The 18,087-nt window shown below is 44.9% G+C and carries 17 protein-coding genes; 9 read left to right on the top strand and 8 right to left on the bottom strand.

Annotation, left to right across the window (positions count from 1 at the left end):
- Nucleotides 1-52: 52 nt before the first annotated feature.
- A complete protein-coding gene (locus J5X92_RS15640; RefSeq protein WP_129740275.1) occupies nt 53-241 on the top strand; it encodes a CPXCG motif-containing cysteine-rich protein in 189 nt (62 codons plus the stop codon).
- A gap of 79 nt (nt 242-320) precedes the next feature.
- Here the strand turns inward: J5X92_RS15640 and folE are convergent, their stop codons facing one another.
- A complete protein-coding gene (gene folE / locus J5X92_RS15635; RefSeq protein ID WP_208806065.1) occupies nt 321-1,004 on the bottom strand; it encodes a GTP cyclohydrolase I FolE in 684 nt (227 codons plus the stop codon).
- A 471-nt stretch (nt 1,005-1,475) separates the two neighbouring features.
- Between folE and J5X92_RS15630 the strand changes: the two genes are divergently transcribed.
- Entirely contained in the window at nt 1,476-2,540 is a 1,065-nt protein-coding gene (locus J5X92_RS15630; protein ID WP_013786349.1) for an agmatine deiminase family protein, read from the top strand.
- Nucleotides 2,527-3,420 (top strand): carbon-nitrogen hydrolase, encoded by an 894-nt coding sequence (locus J5X92_RS15625; protein WP_208806064.1) that lies wholly within the window; start codon nt 2,527-2,529, stop codon nt 3,418-3,420. The genes J5X92_RS15630 and J5X92_RS15625 overlap by 14 nt, the downstream gene beginning before the upstream one ends.
- A gap of 100 nt (nt 3,421-3,520) precedes the next feature.
- Here the strand turns inward: J5X92_RS15625 and pdeM are convergent, their stop codons facing one another.
- Nucleotides 3,521-4,255: a ligase-associated DNA damage response endonuclease PdeM gene (pdeM, locus tag J5X92_RS15620; protein WP_013786351.1), complete on the bottom strand. Its 735-nt coding sequence runs from the start codon at nt 4,253-4,255 to the stop codon at nt 3,521-3,523.
- Between the two features lie 89 nt (nt 4,256-4,344).
- On the opposite strand from pdeM, the gene J5X92_RS15615 reads away from it, so the two are divergent.
- On the top strand, nt 4,345-4,548 hold the full coding sequence (locus J5X92_RS15615; protein ID WP_126873289.1) for a hypothetical protein: 204 nt from the start codon (nt 4,345-4,347) through the stop codon (nt 4,546-4,548).
- Between the two features lie 5 nt (nt 4,549-4,553).
- On the opposite strand, the gene J5X92_RS15610 is transcribed toward J5X92_RS15615, so the two are convergent.
- Nucleotides 4,554-7,067, bottom strand: coding sequence for a ligase-associated DNA damage response DEXH box helicase (locus J5X92_RS15610; protein WP_013786352.1), 2,514 nt, complete (start codon nt 7,065-7,067; stop codon nt 4,554-4,556).
- 207 nt (nt 7,068-7,274) lie between these two features.
- Between J5X92_RS15610 and J5X92_RS15605 the strand changes: the two genes are divergently transcribed.
- The 3 genes from J5X92_RS15605 (at nt 7,275) to J5X92_RS15595 (ending at nt 10,911) form a co-directional block, all read left to right on the top strand.
- Nucleotides 7,275-8,357, top strand: a complete 1,083-nt coding sequence (locus J5X92_RS15605; RefSeq protein ID WP_244360873.1) for a ligase-associated DNA damage response exonuclease — start codon at nt 7,275-7,277, stop codon at nt 8,355-8,357.
- Between the two features lie 2 nt (nt 8,358-8,359).
- A complete protein-coding gene (locus J5X92_RS15600) occupies nt 8,360-9,961 on the top strand; it encodes a cisplatin damage response ATP-dependent DNA ligase (RefSeq protein ID WP_013786354.1) in 1,602 nt (533 codons plus the stop codon).
- A 155-nt stretch (nt 9,962-10,116) separates the two neighbouring features.
- Complete coding sequence (locus J5X92_RS15595; protein WP_208806063.1) at nt 10,117-10,911, top strand: hypothetical protein; 795 nt, start codon at nt 10,117-10,119, stop codon at nt 10,909-10,911.
- A 107-nt stretch (nt 10,912-11,018) separates the two neighbouring features.
- Here the strand turns inward: J5X92_RS15595 and J5X92_RS15590 are convergent, their stop codons facing one another.
- Nucleotides 11,019-11,984 (bottom strand): carbohydrate kinase, encoded by a 966-nt coding sequence (locus tag J5X92_RS15590; RefSeq protein WP_208806062.1) that lies wholly within the window; start codon nt 11,982-11,984, stop codon nt 11,019-11,021.
- A 340-nt stretch (nt 11,985-12,324) separates the two neighbouring features.
- Here J5X92_RS15590 and J5X92_RS15585 point away from each other — a divergent pair, with 340 nt between their 5' ends.
- Nucleotides 12,325-13,548: an ROK family transcriptional regulator gene (locus tag J5X92_RS15585; protein ID WP_208806061.1), complete on the top strand. Its 1,224-nt coding sequence runs from the start codon at nt 12,325-12,327 to the stop codon at nt 13,546-13,548.
- Nucleotides 13,549-13,579: 31 nt separating this feature from the next.
- On the top strand, nt 13,580-14,530 hold the full coding sequence (locus J5X92_RS15580; RefSeq protein ID WP_208806060.1) for a homocysteine S-methyltransferase family protein: 951 nt from the start codon (nt 13,580-13,582) through the stop codon (nt 14,528-14,530).
- A gap of 39 nt (nt 14,531-14,569) precedes the next feature.
- Here the strand turns inward: J5X92_RS15580 and J5X92_RS15575 are convergent, their stop codons facing one another.
- The 4 genes from J5X92_RS15575 to J5X92_RS15560 form a co-directional block, all read right to left on the bottom strand.
- The gene (locus tag J5X92_RS15575; RefSeq protein ID WP_126873293.1) at nt 14,570-15,229 is read right to left on the bottom strand and encodes a glutathione S-transferase N-terminal domain-containing protein; all 660 of its coding nucleotides are present in this window, start codon (nt 15,227-15,229) and stop codon (nt 14,570-14,572) included.
- Nucleotides 15,229-15,846, bottom strand: coding sequence for a glutathione S-transferase family protein (locus J5X92_RS15570; protein ID WP_208806059.1), 618 nt, complete (start codon nt 15,844-15,846; stop codon nt 15,229-15,231). Before J5X92_RS15570 ends, J5X92_RS15575 begins: the two co-directional genes overlap by 1 nt.
- 113 nt (nt 15,847-15,959) lie before the next feature.
- A complete protein-coding gene (locus J5X92_RS15565) occupies nt 15,960-16,904 on the bottom strand; it encodes a lipase chaperone family protein (RefSeq protein ID WP_208806058.1) in 945 nt (314 codons plus the stop codon).
- Between the two features lie 65 nt (nt 16,905-16,969).
- The gene (locus J5X92_RS15560; protein WP_244360867.1) at nt 16,970-17,911 is read right to left on the bottom strand and encodes a triacylglycerol lipase; all 942 of its coding nucleotides are present in this window, start codon (nt 17,909-17,911) and stop codon (nt 16,970-16,972) included.
- Nucleotides 17,912-18,087: the final 176 nt, after the last annotated feature.

Here is an 18,087-nt window from a genome sequence, read left to right as displayed (position 1 = left end):
TTAATGTATGCAGTCACCATATGGATATGGGTGAAGCTTAAAAGGACAATATATGAAGACCGAAACACCTCTAGAATACATGTGCCCCTATTGCGGCGCTTTCAATGAATTTTCTGAAGACACCATTCGCGATATGTATCAAGAGCAGGTTGAAACTTGTGGATGTTGCAAAAAGAATTTAAGCCTTACCGCAGCAAATGGGGTAGAAGGTCGTATTAACCTTGTCATCAGCGAACTATAAATAAAATCCATTCATAATAAAAAACCGCTTTAAAAGCGGTTTTTTATTGGCCAAAGCAGTTAGTATTTTTCTTAAGTAACTAACTAAAAAATGCTCTTCGCAATTCGACATCAGACAAAAATTTTCCACCTAGCGCGGATGTCTTCGTATACGAATTAGTATCGCGTATACCTCTGGCTTTTACACAGTAATGCGTAGCATTAATGCTTACCGCTACATCTTCGGTAGAGGCTAATGTCTGAATGGCAACTAGCACTTGCTGTGTTAGCCGCTCTTGCACTTGAGGGCGCTGTGCAAAGAAACTCACTAAGCGGTTTAATTTCGACAAACCGATAATAGTATCTTTAGGAATATAAGATACGGTAGCGAGCCCATCAATAGTCACAAAGTGATGTTCGCATGTGCTCGTTAAACTAATATCAGACACTTGAACAGGCTGATCAAGACGCATCTTATTTTCGATTTGGGTTATTTTGGGGAAATTACGATAATCTAAACCACCAAACACTTCGTTCACGTACATTTTTGCAATACGGGTTGGCGTGTCGTGCAAACTATCATCGGTAAGATCGAGCCCAAGCGTATTCATCACATCACGCATTGCAATTTCAATCTTCTGACGCTTTTGCTCGTCGGACAAACCGTTCGCCACCATAGGTGTTTCCAGCCCTTTTTCTTCAAGCGCTGCTCTAACACGTTGTGCCGATTCAGAAATTGATGGCTCTAGTGCGTCACGCACAATGACCGCTTCTTTTGCTAACATTAACCCTATCCGTAAATACTTCTTTACCCTTAAACGTAATCAACACGATTAAGGCTAACTTGATACCAAGATGCAAATGACAATACCGCCTGAAAGCCAACGCAAGACTACTGAATAGCATGATTACGGCCAAGGCATATATCTACGCTTTGGCAAAGGTTTGGCGACTTCTAATGGCTATATTTTAGCATTCTAGCGGCTATTGATCGAGCAAATGCTGAGATTAGCCTAATCTGAAAATGCTATTAAAGGCGTGTTTTATAGTTATTGAGATAAAACGGTCATTAAAGTAAATGAGATCAAAAAATAAACGTTAAATAGCGCTACTATAAATCGCACCTTTTCTATCATGTCATCATTCTAATTGTGACACTGTTCGTGACAAGAAAAGAATTTCATCAAGTTTGCTATTGGTTGGCGTGAGTAGGATAGTTATAATCGATGCATTATTTATTTCTATCGAGAATAAACATGCAAGGTAGTCGTAAACTGGTTCCTGAATGGGAAACCGTTGATGCTGTAATGCTGGCGTGGCCGCATGCAGAAACCGACTGGGCGCCATGGCTAGAAGAAGCCCGTGAAACTTATTTGAACGTGATTGCAGCGGTCAACCGTTATCATGCTGGTGTGATATTGCTATGCGCCCCTGACGATGTTGATAATGTGCAATCGCGTTTAGGCGATCACTCACGTGTACTCATTCTGCCTGCGTCTTATAACGACACCTGGGTGCGTGACTACGGTTTTTTGACCTGTCGTGATTCAGAAGGTTTTGGGGCGCCAGTAGAGTTTCGCTTCAATGGCTGGGGTGAAAAGTTTGATGCCAGTGAAGACAATATGGCTAACCAACGCTACCTTGCTTCATTGTGTAAATTGCCCCTTCGAAGTAGCCCAGTGGTGGCTGAGGGTGGCGCGTTAGAAATTGATGACCTAGGCCACTTGCTTAGCACCTCTCAGTGTCTATTAAACCCTAAGCGCAACGGTGATATGACTATCAATGATTACGCTGAAACCTTTAATGACATGTTAGGCTGCAATACGTTTACGGTGCTAGAACATGGTCACCTTGAAGGTGACGATACTGACGGGCATGTAGATACCCTTGTGCGTTTCACGCCCAATAAAGGCTTGGTTATCCAAGCGGCTGATAATCGCAAAGACGACAGTCATTATGCAGGGTTAAGTGCACTTTGCGATGAGTGCGCCAGTGCAATGCCTGAGCACGAACAATATCGATTGCCACTACCTAATATTGTTAACGACGAGGGCGAGCGTTTGCCCGCATCGTACGCCAATTTTTTGATCTGTAATCGTGCGGTGCTCTTACCTATTTACGGGCAACCTGAAGATGAAGCGGCGATTAGCCAAATGCAGCTGGCTTACCCCGACCATATTATCGAGCCTATAGATTGCTCGGTGTTGGTAAAGCAATTTGGCAGCTTGCATTGTATTTCCATGCAGGTACCCACAAATACGTTGAAAGAATCTGTTATTTCCACCTTCTCAAAAGGAGTGTCTGTACATGCAACGAACTAAGCTAAAGATAGGCTTGGTACAACAGTCTGTTGCTGATAACGACAAAGCAACTAACTGGAATAAAAGTGCTGAGCAAGTTGCAAAACTCGCCGCCGAAGGCTGTGAGTGTATTTTGCTGCAAGAACTTCATAGCACCCTTTACTTTTGTCAGCAGGAAGATACAGACGCCTTTGATTTAGCCGAACCTATTCCAGGTCCTGCAACAGAATTCTTTGGCGAACTGGCTGAGAAACACAATATTGTGTTAGTGACCTCTTTATTTGAAAAGCGCGGCTCTGGCCTTTATCACAATACCGCTGTGGTATTTGATAGAAGCAAAGAAATTGCCGGTAAATATCGCAAAATGCATATTCCTGACGACCCAGGCTTTTACGAGAAGTTTTACTTCACACCGGGCGACATGGGCTTTACACCAATTGAAACTAGCGTGGGTAAATTGGGCGTATTAGTATGTTGGGATCAATGGTATCCAGAAGCGGCACGCTTAATGGCAATGGCAGGGGCTGACTTACTGTTTTATCCTACGGCAATTGGTTGGGATAGCACAGATACCGAAGAAGAGCGTAGCCGTCAACATGGCGCATGGGAAACCATTCAGCGCTCACATGCGGTAGCAAACTCGGTACCGGTTATCGTAGCAAATCGCACAGGCTTTGAAGCATCGCCAGTGGCGGGCGACCCAGGTATTCAGTTTTGGGGGCAAAGTTTTATAGCAGGCCCACAAGGTGAAATTTTAGCGAAAGCAGAAGCTGAAGGTGAAACTACCCTTTCGGTTGAGATAGATTTAACCCGCACTGAAAAAGTAAAACGCATTTGGCCTTATTTCCGTGACCGTCGCATTGATGCTTACGAAGACCTAACTAAGCGCTGGCGCGATTAGGCTAGCGCCTCATGCCCTTGTACAAGGGCTTATCAAAGTTTAAAACGGGCAACTAAAATGCCCGTTTTTTTTGGCGCTCAGCATTATGAAAATTTGCCGATTAAGCTTTAAAAATCGTTCCGTCATACAACATATAACAAGCACGGGATTTTTTAGATGCTAACGCTAGCATAACCTCTTCATCCACATCTAAGCCCCCTGTGAATTGCCCAAAAGCTGGCATGATAAATAGGTCTTCTGTGACAACGAAGCACTTGCCTGAAAATCGCCGACGAGAAATAGTCTTACGTATTTTAGGGTGGTAATGGCCAATAACTTGCTGCTTGATTTGAACCTTGCCCTTCGTACTTAGCTCGATTCCGTGCATCTCTGGCTCATGGCGAAACACCACATTATTTTGCACTATTTCATGGCATGGATTACCGGGAATTCCTTCGGGTAAATCAGGGTCATGATTACCTTCCACCCAATCCCAATCAGGAACGCTATTTATAATCTCACATAAGAGGTTTCTGTCTTCATCGGTCATACGAGACATACTGTATTTATCGTGGAAACTGTCACCTAAGCTAATCACCCGAGCAGGATTATAATCGTGAATAATGTGCTGCAGGCGTTTAAGCGTAGCAACAGAATCAACACTTGGCAGCGGATTACCATAACTACGTAAATAACTGCCTTTTTCAAGGTGTAAATCAGATACCACCAGCCAATCAAGCGCAGGCAAATACGCCACACCTCTGGCATCTAGCAACCAAAGCAGCTCTGCAAACTTCACAATACTAATACTACGCAACGCCACCTGTGAAGATAGCCACTGCTCACTTATTGCCACTGATTAACCTCTTTCATAATATTTAACGCCATCCCACCACCTCCAAACTCCCAAACGAACTCTCCTATAGCGGTGGAGTGCGGTTGGGTATGGAGCCTTATGCAGCATGGATGCTGCATCAGAGCCTACATGGATGTATTCAATTCATATTCACTCACTTTAACACCAATAGAATTAGACTGGGTGAGCAGTATTGGCACTGGAAACCTTCCGCAGCATGGATGCTGCGGCAGAGCCTACATGGATGTATTTACGGCGTGTTTCTGGGGCTAATACTGCTCGACCAAACTTAATATTCTCAAGACAACAATGCCCGTACTTCATCTAGCATATTTTCTGCTTCAGCATATAAATCGGCTTGCTCGAGTATCGCTTGCGCCCCCGCTCCTTTTATTTGTTCACTTCGCATGTTCAGCACGATAGGGATGGCCATGGGCGATACTTTTTCTAAGTTTACTAACGTGGTTTTATCAACAAAGCGGATGAGCAAATTCGCCAAGCGCTGCAAGTCCAACAACTCCCGCTCAGCATCCGCCCGCGCGACCGCTAAAAGGATATGATCTGGGTCGTGCTCACGCAGCGTGTCGTAAATTAAATCAGTTGAAAACGTTACCTGCTTCATGGTTTTCTGACTAGCATGATAACGCTGTTCCGTTAAGCCGCTTACTACTGCCACCTGCCTGAAAGAACGCTTTAACATAGGCGCTTGTAGCATCCAGTCTTGTAGTTCATCGCCTAATATATCTGGCTGAAACAGTTGCTGCAGTTGAGTATCGGTAATTTGTTTAACCGCACTTATCGATAAACCATAGTCGGTAACGCTGAAACTCAATGGCTTTATTCCTATTTTTTCCATTCTACGGGTAACCAGCATGCCCAAGGTTTGGTTCGCTTTTCGTCCTTCAAAGGTGTAGTACAACGTATGGTTTACATTACGAAAAGGAAACTGCTCCACCAATACCTTTTCGGGCTCAGGAAGCTGTGAGAACTGTTGTTGTAAATTCAACCATTCTCGTACTTGCGCGGGTAATTTACGCCAACTCTTGGGATTCGCTAATATTGCTCGAACCCCATCAGCCAGATACGTCGACAGTGGCATTTGGCCACCGGAATAACTGGGTATTTTTGGCTCTTTTGCTTTCGCGGGGCGAGCATGTAGTTGCATATCGCGAATGGCTTCGTACTTAAGCACTTCACCGGCAAAATAAAAGGTGTCGCCTGGGGTAAGTTGCTGGGCAAAGTACTCTTCCACTTCACCAATAATTTTGCCCTGATTACCACGGCGAATACGTTTTACTTTTAGCCTACCCGCTTCAACAATAGTGCCTATGTTCTGCCGATGCCTTTGTATTACCCGCCTGTTGGCAGGCGAAAAAGTGCCGTCCTCGTTCTGCATTAGGCGCTGATAACGCTCGTAGGCATTAAGCGCACTCCCGCCATCCAATGCGAACTGCCATAACTTCTCAAAATCACTTTTATCCAGCCCTTGATAGGGCGATGCTAGAAGGATTTGCTCGTAAAGGGTATCTGGCGTGTCGGCATTACTGCAAAGGCAGTTCACAATAAACTGGGGGATAATATCCAATGCCCCCGGCTGTGGGGCATCGCCATCTAGTTCGCCTTTGTTAATTGCATTAATAGCGGCTTGGCATTCAAGGGCTTCAAAGCGATTAGCTGGCACCAGCAAAGCTTCGCTGGGTTCGTCTAACCTATGATTTGATCGCCCTATACGTTGCAGCAATCGACTTACCCCTTTTGGGGCTCCAACTTGTATTACCTTATCTACATCGCCCCAATCAATACCTAGTTCTAGCGCCGAGGTACACACTACTGCCCGTAACAATCCGCTAGACATCATGGCTTCTGTTTTACGCCGCTGCTCTTTACTTAAACTGCCGTGATATAAGGCTATGGGTAAGGCAGCGGTGTTATGTTCCCACAGCATTTGAAAAATCAGTTCGGATTGGGCCCGGGTATTCACGAACACCAAAGTGGTTTTTGCGTCTTCAATGGCCTTATATATATCGGTAATGGCATAGCGCGCCATAAAACCACCGAATGGCATGCGGTTTTCAGATTGCAGCATTTCTACTTTCGGTTTTTCACCCGCTTTCACGCTGATGATATTAGCGGTGCCTTCTGTGCCAGCTAGCCATGCACCTAGCGTTTCTGGGTAAGCTACCGTGGCCGACAACCCTACCCGCTTCATCTCGGGTGACAATACTGAAAGCCGTGCTAGCGCTAATGACAAAAAGTCTCCTCGCTTGTTTGCTACTAGGCTATGGGTTTCATCAATAATCACTCGCTTTAGTTTTCCAAATAGTTTGTCAGCATCAGCATAGCTCAGCATTAACATGAGTGATTCTGGGGTAGTAAGCAGCAAATTTGGCGGTTTTTTTCGTTGGCGCTGCCGTTTATGTGAAGGTGTATCGCCTGTACGGGTTTCCGCCGTTATCGGCAGGTCCATTTCTTCAATAGGTTGCAATAAGTTGCGATGAATATCTTGGGTTAGTGCTTTAAGTGGCGAAATGTATAAGGTGTGAAGCCCTTGCTGTGGCGATTGAGCTAACTCGACTAAGCTAGGTAGAAAGCCCGATAAAGTTTTACCTGCGCCTGTTGGGGCAATGAGCAAAGTGGTGTTGTAAGTTTTCCTTTTACGGCCAGCAGTTTGCTTAATACTCTGTTCAAGTATTTTCCTCTGGTAATCTCGTAGCTCCCACCCTTTATTTTTAAACCATTGAGTAAAAACCAAAGGTAGAATGTTACTTTCGGTTTGAGGCTTTTTCTTAGGTGCGGCTTTTTCTTCAGGCATAGAGGATGACAACTAAACCTTTAGCCGTTTTTGTAATCGCAATAAATTCTTCACCATAACTATCCCAACCGCCGCTAGTTCAATTGTAAGCAATAGTAGATATACGTTAATTCACCAGAAGGGTTTAATTTTCCTCTACGCTCAACCAATTGCGTAAAACCACCGTAGTCATATGAAACGCTAACTAACAGCATGTGGTTTTTTTATATGGTGGCTGAAAATGCAATACACCCCTCAAAGTGGATGAAAACGGACGACGCTGGTTTGTATTGTGTGCCGGGCGATTTTTATATAGACCCCATGCAGCCTGTAGCAACCGCGCTTGTTACCCACGGCCATGCTGACCATGCTAGAGCCGGCCACAAACGAGTGTTCGCCCACCCGCAAACCATGGCAATTATGACCACCCGTTATGGCGACGATATGGCTGAAGTACAAATACCAGTGCCCTATCGCGAGAGCGTAGAGTTTGATGAGGTAATCACTACTGATAGTAACAGTGCCTCAACTGAACAGGAGCAACGCAAGATAAAAGTCACTTTTTACCCTGCTGGCCATATACTAGGTTCGTCACAATTGCTTATTGAGTATGCGGGTTATCGGCTAGTGATATCTGGCGATTACAAACGTAGGCACGATCCCACTTGTCCGCCGTTTGAAGTAGTACCTTGCGATGTACTTATTACCGAGGCCACTTTCGGTTTACCGGTATTTGCCCACCCGCCAATCGAAAAAGAAATCCAAAAGCTTCTTCACTCCCTTGACGTGTTTCCTACACGTTGTCATTTAGTAGGAACCTACGCATTAGGCAAATGCCAACGGGTTATTTTAGCGCTTCGAGAAGCCGGCTATGCTAAACCTATTTATCTTCACGGTGCGCTACTGAAGCTATGTGACTTATATGAACGAGAGGGCATTGATTTAGGAAAAATCACTCCGGTTAGCGAGGTGGAGGATAAAGCGTTATTAGCGGGTGAAATCGTGTTGGCCCCCCCTTCAGCCTTAGCCGACAGGTGGTCGAGAAGCTTACCCCACGTTCGTGCTGTGTTGGCGTCGGGCTGGATGCAAATTCGCGCTAGAGCTAAGCAGCGCAACGCTGAGTTGCCACTTATTATTTCAGATCACTGCGATTGGCCCGAGTTGTTACAAACCCTTACCGAAGTCAATCCTAGTGAGGTATGGGTGACCCACGGTCGTGAAGATGCCTTAATGTATCAGGCACAAAAGATGGGGTTTAAAGCGCGAGCATTATCGCTGGTAGGTTACGATGAAGCGGCGCAGGAGGAATAGCAATGCAGGCATTTAGTGACTTACTTGAACAGCTTTACTATACCGCCGGAACCAAAGCCAAAGCGCAGCTTATTCTGCATTACCTTGCTACTACGCCAGACCCCGATCGTGGCTGGGCCATTGCTGCTATGGCAGGCACGCTCAAGTTTGATTTTTTTAAGCGCAATACGGTAAAAAAACTGATTACCGAACGGGTAGACCCAGAACTATTTGCAATGAGCTATGATTATGTGGGGGAAGTGAGTGAAACGGTAGCCCACTTATGGCCCGAGTTTACGCCTGATAAAGCATTGCCTAGCTTGTCTGAAGTGGTAGATACATTTGCCAATATCAGTAAACCAAAAGTCGCAGTAACGTTAGCGAATTACCTCACCATAATGACCCCATCTCAGCGCTGGGCACTCTTAAAACTTGGTACTAGGGGGCTTAGAATTGGTGTGTCTGCTCGCTCTATCAAACAAATTTTGGCGGAATATGGCAATAAAGACATCACCGAAATAGAGAAACTGTGGCATGGCGTCGCGCCGCCTTATACCGACCTTCTCGAATGGCTTGAAGGTAACGGATCTAAACCGGATATCAGTAACGCGGTTACCTTTCATCCTGTCATGCTATCTCACCCCATCGCGCAAGATGATGTCGATGACTTTGCTCCAGAACAATGGCAAATAGAACATAAGTTTGACGGCATTCGGGTGCAGTTAGTGTGCAACACCACGAAAGAAGAGCCTGAAAAGGCGCTATTCTCTCGCACTGGGGATGACATCAGCCACGCTTTCCCCGACCTACTCGATAGTGTCAGCGGCAATATGGTGCTAGACGGTGAACTGTTGGTGATGCATAACCAAGAAGTAGATACTTTCAACGCACTACAACAAAGGCTTAATAAGAAAAAGCCTACTGCTGCATTAATGGCAACCAACCCTGCGGGGCTAATTGTTTACGATGCACTGGTGCTAGACGGTAAGCAATTAACCGACTACCCCCTTACTACCCGACGTGAAGCGCTAGAAACGTGGTTTGACAAAAATGGCATTCAGGAACACGACAATGATTCACGACTGCATTTATCTGAGTGCTTATCTGCCGATTCACCAAAAGGGCTTCGTACTCTACATAAAAACGTGTGTAAAAACCGTGCTGTAGAAGGGCTCATGATAAAACGTTTAAGCAGCCCTTATGTGCCAGGTAGACCAAAGGGACAATGGTATAAATGGAAACGCGACCCACTGGTGGTCGATGCGGTAATGATGTATGCCCAGCGAGGCCACGGTAAGCGCTCGAGTTTTTATTCCGACTACACCTTTGGTGCATGGCAAGATGAGCAATTGCTGCCTATTGGCAACGCTTATTCGGGCTTCACCGATGAAGAGCTTAAGAAGCTAGATAACTGGGTAAGACGAAACGCCATAGGCCGTTTCGGGCCAGTGCGTGAAGTTAAAAAAGAGCTGGTACTAGAAGTGGCTTTCGATGCAGTTCATCCCTCCAACCGTCATAAATCAGGCGTAGCGCTACGATTTCCTCGTATACACCGTATCCGCTGGGATAAGCCTGCGAACGAGGCAGATACACTTATCAACGTGAAGGCACTTATCGAATCATAATCTTAATGAAACATTTTTTTTACAAACCCTGTTTTTAGCTTACACTTAAAGTATATTAGCTTTTTCTGTTCCATCTAACCTACTGTTAGAAAAGAAATTACAGAAAAATTTTTAAGTGCGCCTGCATGAGTTAATGCTGCGCCAAGGACAAAAAAATGTTGTTTTCGCGATCGTTCAAACATTGCCTTATTGGTTTCCTTCTCCTTTTTTCCACAGCGAGTAATGCTGGCCTAATTACTAATATTGCGACTGAAACGGTCAGATACAGTATTTTATCTCAAAATCCTTGGGGTAACTTCGGGTGGACAGCTAGCTACGATATTAGCTTTGTCGATCAAGATTTACTTATTGATGTCGATGTTTATTTAAGGGGTGATGAACCCGGCAGTGCACTTAGAGACATTTGGGAAGATGGTATTGAATCCATTTGGAGTAATGCCTTTGACTTATCTGACGGCACCTATTTTTACGACACCGTATTTAATGTGGATTGGCTGAGCACTAGCGTGGGCGCTGACCATACAGTTACTGTCAATGAAGGTAATGGAAATGTGAACTTGACTCAATGGTACACGGGTAGGCCATCAGGTTATTCGTTTAATCGTCAGGGGACAATAGCTGCTCATGAATTTGGCCACATGATTGGCTTATTCGATGAATACAATGGCGGTGCACTCAATCCAGACGGGCTTATTAGGAATAACAGCATAATGGGCAGGAATCTATCCTCACCTCGCACCGATCACTTCGATGCTTTTTTAGAGTGGGCACAAGTTAATTCGGGCGTCGCTTCTCTAGCGCTAGTTGCCGACAGTGGTGTAGATAACTACTTTGTTTCCGAGCCTAGTTCGTTAGTCATTTTGCTACTTTCTATCTGTATAGTTCTTTTCATCAAAACTGAGTCTAGACGAAACCATATAGAGGTAAATGGGCGTAGCCTCTTCGCATAAATCGTATCGCTTTGTATTCGCGACAATAAAAAAGCAAGGCATACTCGCCTTGCTTTCATTAATACACCTAAACTCATATCAATACAGGTTATGCGCCAATATATTGCCTATTTCGCAATATGCTTCATAGTAGGCAATGCACTAAACGCACCGTATTGCGTTACCGTGTATGCACCGCAGCGAATAGCAAACTCGGTGGCTTCGCTTACGTTTTCAAAGCTACTTGCCCACTTATCGAATTCTGCGCTATTAGCCACTTTGGTAGATAAGAAATACAGGAAACCACCAATGAATGAGTCGCCAGCGGCAGTCGTATCTTTCACGTCCATTTTTGGCGAGGCCAAAGTGCCGCTAAATTCTTTTGTAATGTACTGAATAGGTTCGCCGCCATCGGTCACTAATACCACTTTAACGCCGCTATCTAGCCACTGCTGTACGTGAGTCTGCGCATTTTCTTCACCGTAAAGCTCAGCCAGCTCTTCGCGACTTGCTTTTAAAATACTCACTTTTTTAGCTACTTCATCAATTCGACCTGGCGCATTAGCCGTGTCGTCCCAAAACGCTGGGCGATAGTTAATATCTAAACATACCAGCATATTTTCTTGCTTAGCTTTGCTTAGAATATAGTCGGTGCCGGGAAGCAATTCAGGGCCTGAAATTGAGCCAGAACAAAAGTGCAGCACGCTAGTATCGTCGCATGCAACCGTGGCCAAGTCGTCTTCACCAATGTGCTTATGTGCAGCATTATCAACATAGAAATCGAAAGAACGTTCACCGTCTTTATCTAGATTAACAAAAGCCAATGCTGTATTCGCTTCTTTCGTACTCCAAACATAATCAGTGTTTACGTTGTGATAGCTAAGCATGTCTTGAAGAAAACGACCAAAAGTATCGTCACCTACTTTAGACACCATAGCGCCTTGACCACCAAGTTTAGCAACAGCAACCGCGACGTTAGCAGGCGCACCACCAGCATAAGGCTGGAATGAATTCATTGCTGGCATTTCGCTTTGGTCCGCTGCACCCGCACTTAACATATCGATAAGCACTTCGCCTAAACATAAAATTTTCATAAACACCTCTGGCTGAAGCTTACAGCGATAACATTAGTCTTTAAACCGCTGCAGTCATGGATAATAAGCGTAGCCGAGGGACTTTCCGACGGGCACGTTAAATTATAGTTAATTAATTGGGGCACAGTATTAACTAGCAAAACAAATAAATCAACCTTGTTGATTTAATATTTTATCATCATTAAAGACTGACTATTGAATATGTAATCTATCGGCTTGATTGGTAGAGAGAAACTGCTCTTGGTTAATTATGTTAAATATATTGAATTAGTATCTATCCATGACTTAGTGGTGCTGTTTGTTATAACATTCATTTCATAATGATTCAGGTACACTGTAAATGACAAAATCCCACGAGCACTCGGTTTCATCACAGAGCGCATCAGAAATAGACTCGCACCACGGTGCAACTGCCTTACTAGATAACCGTACTCAAAATGAACGGGATATCCTCACCCTGATTCGTCATGATGGCGCTATTCCGAAAGCAGATATTGCTCAACGTACGGGTTTATCTGCACAGTCGGCCACAGTCATTATTAAGAAACTAGAGTCCGAAGCCCTTGTTAAGCGACTGCCGCCAGTTCGCGGTGGTGTGGGGCAGCCTAAAGTTCCTTTTGGCTTGAATGCAGATGGTGCATTTGGGTTAGGCTTAAAAATTGGCCGCCGCAGTTTTGATATGACCTTGCTAGATTTGGCTGGCAATGTGAAAGCTTCGCTTCACGAAAAAGTAGCCTACCCCACCGTTGATCATTTATTGTCATTTACACAGCGCGGTGTGTCTGTACTAACACAACAACTCAGTAACGAGCAGCGCACTCGTATTCGCGGACTAGGCATCGCCATGCCGTTTGAAATTTGGAATTGGGTAGAAGAAGCTGGGGCCCCTGCTGCTGCGTTAGAAGCATGGAAAAACCTTGATATTCAGACTGCGCTATTTGAACTACTAGACTTACCCATCTATGTGAGTAACGATGCGACGGCAGCGTGTAGTGCAGAAATGGCCTTTGGTAATCCACATCGATTTAACCACTTCCTCTATGTTTTTGTTGGCACTTTTCTTGGCGGTGGCTTGGTTATTAACAATCAGCTATTTACAGGGAAATCGGGTAATGCCGGTGCAATTGGTTCCTTGCCTTTCTTGTCTAACGCCCATAACCAACAGCAACAACTCATCACCCAATCATCGCTATACTTGCTAGAAAAGCAGCTGAATGATGCGGGGCTTGATGGTAATAAATTGTATGAAGCTCCTGAACACTGGTCTGGCTTAAAAACTAATCCAGAATTTATGCGCATCGTTCAAGTGTGGATGGAACAGGCCGCCCAGGGGATTGCCTTTGCCACACACTGCGCATTTAGCATGCTCGACCTCGATGGCATTATCATCGACGGTGCCATGCCGCAGAATATAAAGCATGAATTGGTTACCTGCGTGCAAAACGCGTTAAAAGATGCTGATTTTCGGGGCATTACTCAAGGTAGTATTAGTGCCGGTAACGTAGGGAGTAAAGCGCAGTCTATCGGCAGCGCTAATTTGTCACTTATCGCGAACTACTATTAGTTTATATATGTTAAATAAAAGCAGGGGTAACGTGGTTACAACTACACTCACAGGCAAGACCGCTAGCGCTTCATCAACTACCGCATCGTCAAATGTTTTAATTCTTGATGGTGGGTTAGGCAGAGAATTAGAACGAGTTGGGGCTCCCTTCCGGCAACCTGAATGGTCTGCTTTGTCTTTAATGGAAGCGCCCGATTTAGTAGCCCAAGTGCATCAAAACTTCGTGGATGCGGGTGCAAAAATTATTACCACCAACACTTACGCGTTAGTGCCTTTTCATATAGGGCAAAAACAGTTTGATGAGCAAGCATTTTCGCTTGCCGCGCGCGCGGCCAGTATTGCCAGTACTGTGGCTAAAAAGAATGATATCTCAGTTGCTGGCTGTATTCCTCCAGCTTTTGGCTCTTACAAACCTGAGCTATTCTGTGCCGAGCAACTCTCTTCTATTTTGCTGCCGTTGATTGAAGCACAAACACCCTACATCGATTTTTGGCTTGTAGAAACTGTTTCTTCGGTAGAAGAAGCCAGCGCGGTAACCTCTTTAATAAAAGCACACTCATCTAAACCAATTTGGCTTTCTTACTCGCTCAGTAATCGTCATAACTTTTCAAACCCGGTGACCTTGCGGTCTGGTGAGTCACTTAATGCTATACTGCCCACACTAGACAACTTGGATGCCGTGTTGTTTAACTGCTCGCAACCTGAAGAGATGGAAGCAGCCATTAAGTTCACACACCTGCATAATACCGATATGAACATCGGTGTTTATGCCAATAGCTTTTCAGAGCATGTTAGAAAGCATGATGCTAACGAAATGCTGTCGACGTTGCGTGAGGACGTCACCCCTGAGAAATACCTAGCGTACGCACAAACGTGGGTGAACGCTGGCGCTACAATTGTAGGTGGATGTTGCGGCATAGGCCCTGACCATATAAAAGCCTTGGCGAAAGGGTTAGCTAACCATTCAAAAATAGCAGACTGATTTGCAATCAATCACCTGCTATTTTGCCCGTACCAGCGACTAACGCGTGACCACGTTTTTAGCGCCTTTTATTAACGCTTCTTTATCGATTTTATTGGGTACTTCAACACCACGGCGCGCCGCAGGCCGTGCTTCGATACTGTTTTTCCAGCGAGTTAAGTTGTCTAGCCCTTCTATGCTCACGCCCGACCATTCGTAGGTTCGCACCCAGCACCAGTTCGCCATATCGGCAATGCTGTAATCGCCGGCTAAATATTCGTTGTCTTCTAATCGCCCATCTAGCACTGTAAACAATCGGCGTACTTCATTTTGATAGCGGTCGATAGCAATAGGGATTTTTTCTTCTAAATAGCGATGGAATACATTCGCCTGCCCCATCATTGGCCCAATACCGCCCATTTGAAACATAACCCATTGCATTACTTGGCTTCGGCCTTTGACATCTGTGGGTAAAAACTTGCCTGTCTTTTCAGCTAAATAAAGCATGATGGCGCCAGATTCGAAAACCACATGGTCGCCTTCGCTTTTGTCCACAATAACGGGAATCCTGCCATTTGGGTTCATGGCGAGGAACTCAGCGGTTTTTTGCTCGCCTTTCATTAAGTTTACCCCGTGCACGGTATAGTCGAGTTCCATTTCTTCTAGTGCTACTGAGGCTTTCCAGCCATTGGGTGTTGCTGCGGTGTATAAATCAATCATTAGGCTTTTGCACTCGCTCTGCTGCTAACATTGTCATACCAACGCTGAAGATTCGTTTGTTCATCTTTAATTCGAATATCGACCACCCGTGCAAAATCGATGGCACATTGCGCAGTAATATCCGCAATAGAAAAGGTGTCTCCCGCTATAAACTCGTTTAGTTCGAGTCGGCGTTCGAGAATATTAAAGTACTTCGAAGCATTGATACCGGCTTCTTTGCCGTATTCTGGCACAGGTACCATTCTGTCTTTGAAGTAACCTGTGGTGTGTTGAAAGCACATGCCTACTTGTAACATTAGCGCCATTTCAACTTGCCGCTGCCACATCGAGATGGTGGCTTTTTCAATAGGCGTAGTGCCTAACAAGGAAGGTTCTGGATGAATGGCTTCAAAGTAAGTACAAATCGCGTCGGTTTCAGCAATGCAGGTACCGTCGTCCAACTCTAAAATAGGAATTTTACCTAGTGGGTTTTTCGCACGCATTTCAGCGCTTAAATTTTCACCCTTTTGAATATCTACTTGTACATACTCTACTTGTGACTTTTCAATCCCTTTTTCGGCAAGGAACATGCGAACACGGCGAGGATTAGGCGCTGTTTTGGTCTCGTAAATTTTCATAGGCATTATTGTATTGTTGGAATGTTAACAGCCAGACTAGTGCTGCTTGCGCGTGGGTTCAAATCATATTCCATTGGGGTACAACTATTAAAAGGTTGAATGGTTATACCTGTTCACGAATTTGTAGCGACTAACACACGCAACCGCTTTTGTTCGGTATTCGAGAAGTGAGTGCGCCTGTACGTTGACAAGGCATCTTGCCGTGCATCCTCTTTCATCCCACTAGCGCTTATATGTTGCTGGTATTTGCGGTAGGCATCTATACGTTGTTGCCATAGTGCCTGCGCCTCCCATAATACCGAAAAACGCTCAGCTACATGATGACCAAACTCAGCGGCAATAGCCTGGTAACGAGACTCTGAATCTGCATATCTTTGCTTAATTTGGTTAATTTTTTCCATGTCTAAGGTAGGTTGAAAAGCCGCTTTTTCCTGTTCATCTAGTGCATTTAATTGACCAAAGATCTCATTTCGTTTTTGTTCTCTTGAGAGCTCACGATCTTGAGCAATAGCAAGGCGAGCAAGAGCCCTTGCGTCAATGGCCGCATCGGCAGAAAACAAGTACTCATACTCTTCTTGAGAAAAGTAACTAAGACGCAGCGTATCTCTTGTTGCTAGCTTTTGTTCAACGTCACTTAACGAAATACCAGCATAAGTGATGTCGGTGACGGTGCTCTCGTTTGATACGGTGAGCACCTTGTCAATTTCAGCATCGGTATTTGCCAATGCTACTTTATATTCAACATATCGCGTGAATACATCAGCGGCGTACATGGCAGATCTAGCCTCATACATGTCTGTAGCATTCACACTAAACCGTGCAGTAACTTCGTTATCTGAAGCGCCTTCATTAGCAAAAATAAAGCGATCGAAATTGTCTTTCACGCCAAAATATAAGGTGAATACTGGCAATTTCGAACCGTGGTCATTGACTTTCTTGACTGGCTGAACCGCTTTTTTAATTTCAGTTTCTGTCGCATCTTTATTGGGTAATGCTGACGTTGAAAGTTGGCGATTTTCACGTATCTCCCCCTCACCGACAATCCGACTCTCGCTCAATGGAATAATAACTACGAATACGAAAAAGAGGGCGACGCCCCCTCCTATTAACACCCGCATGATCATTATAAGCCTAGGTTCTTTAGACGGTTTGCTTGGTCAACAAACACATCCACTGGATTAGTTTCAAACCAATGAGTGATGCCAAAGCTTTGGTTAACTTCATCAAGGTGATTCATCTTGTAGTTATCTTTAAGCACTTTACCTAAATGAGAGCTACAAGAAGACACCAGCCCATCATTGGTTTCACCAAATGCTATTCCAGTGATGGCAAGAAAAGGGTCGACCACGTCCAGCGCATTTGTGTAAGTTCTACCACCACTCCAAGAATAATAGTACACACCATTCTCACCTAACTGTTTGCCGTCATTGCGGCAGTAGGCCGAGGGCATGCCTTCTGGGTAGCGTGCGTTGAACGCAATTGAACCAGAGGTTGATAGCGAGGTTAGCGCAGCCACAGAGTCGGTAGGTTTATCTCGAGGGTCTGAACCTGAAGCAAGTTCGATAAGATTAGCAAAAGCGTCGGTGATCAACCCCACAGTTCCTTCTTGTACAGACCCTTCCGTAAGCCCACTTTTCAATATATCGGCCACAGCGCTTCCCCAGTTCACACCGGCTACGGAGGTAACCGAGGCTACTTTGCTGGGCGCTACGCTTGCGGCATACCTCGCCGTAGGGCCCCCATGGCTATGGCCGATAAGGTTAACCTTATCGGCGCCTGAAAGTGCAAGTACCTCATCAATATAGTTAAGTAACTGCTCTCCCCTCACTTCAGTAGAGTTAGAAGGAGACACTTCTGCGATATAAACTACTGCGCCGTTTCGAGATAGTTTTTGTGGCACCTTGTAAAAGTAATCTACAAACAAGATGTCATCAAAACCGAAGAGACCGTGAACCAGTACAATAGGATATTGTGTTTTAGCATAGTTGCCTGCCCAAGATTGAGCTGGCAATACTGCGACAAGCAAAAACAGCACGAGCGTTGTTATTTTCGTTCTTAGTTTCATTGCATGTTCCCTTAATTATAAACATTAGTGGTCTGAGGCCAGACCTGAGTTATTTATATGTTAATTTAATGTAAATAACAAGATAAATTAGAGAACGACGCCCTATGCAATTACTTAGAGGCTTTACACATAGTCAGGGTTATTAAGGAAAGAAAAACGTAAAATGCTTTATATTC

Origin of the sequence: Alteromonas sp. K632G (assembly GCF_017653625.1) — a bacterium.
GTDB lineage: Bacteria > Pseudomonadota > Gammaproteobacteria > Enterobacterales > Alteromonadaceae > Alteromonas > Alteromonas naphthalenivorans.
Note: the sequence above shows the minus strand (reverse complement) of the source record. Positions and strands in the feature narration are given on the sequence as shown.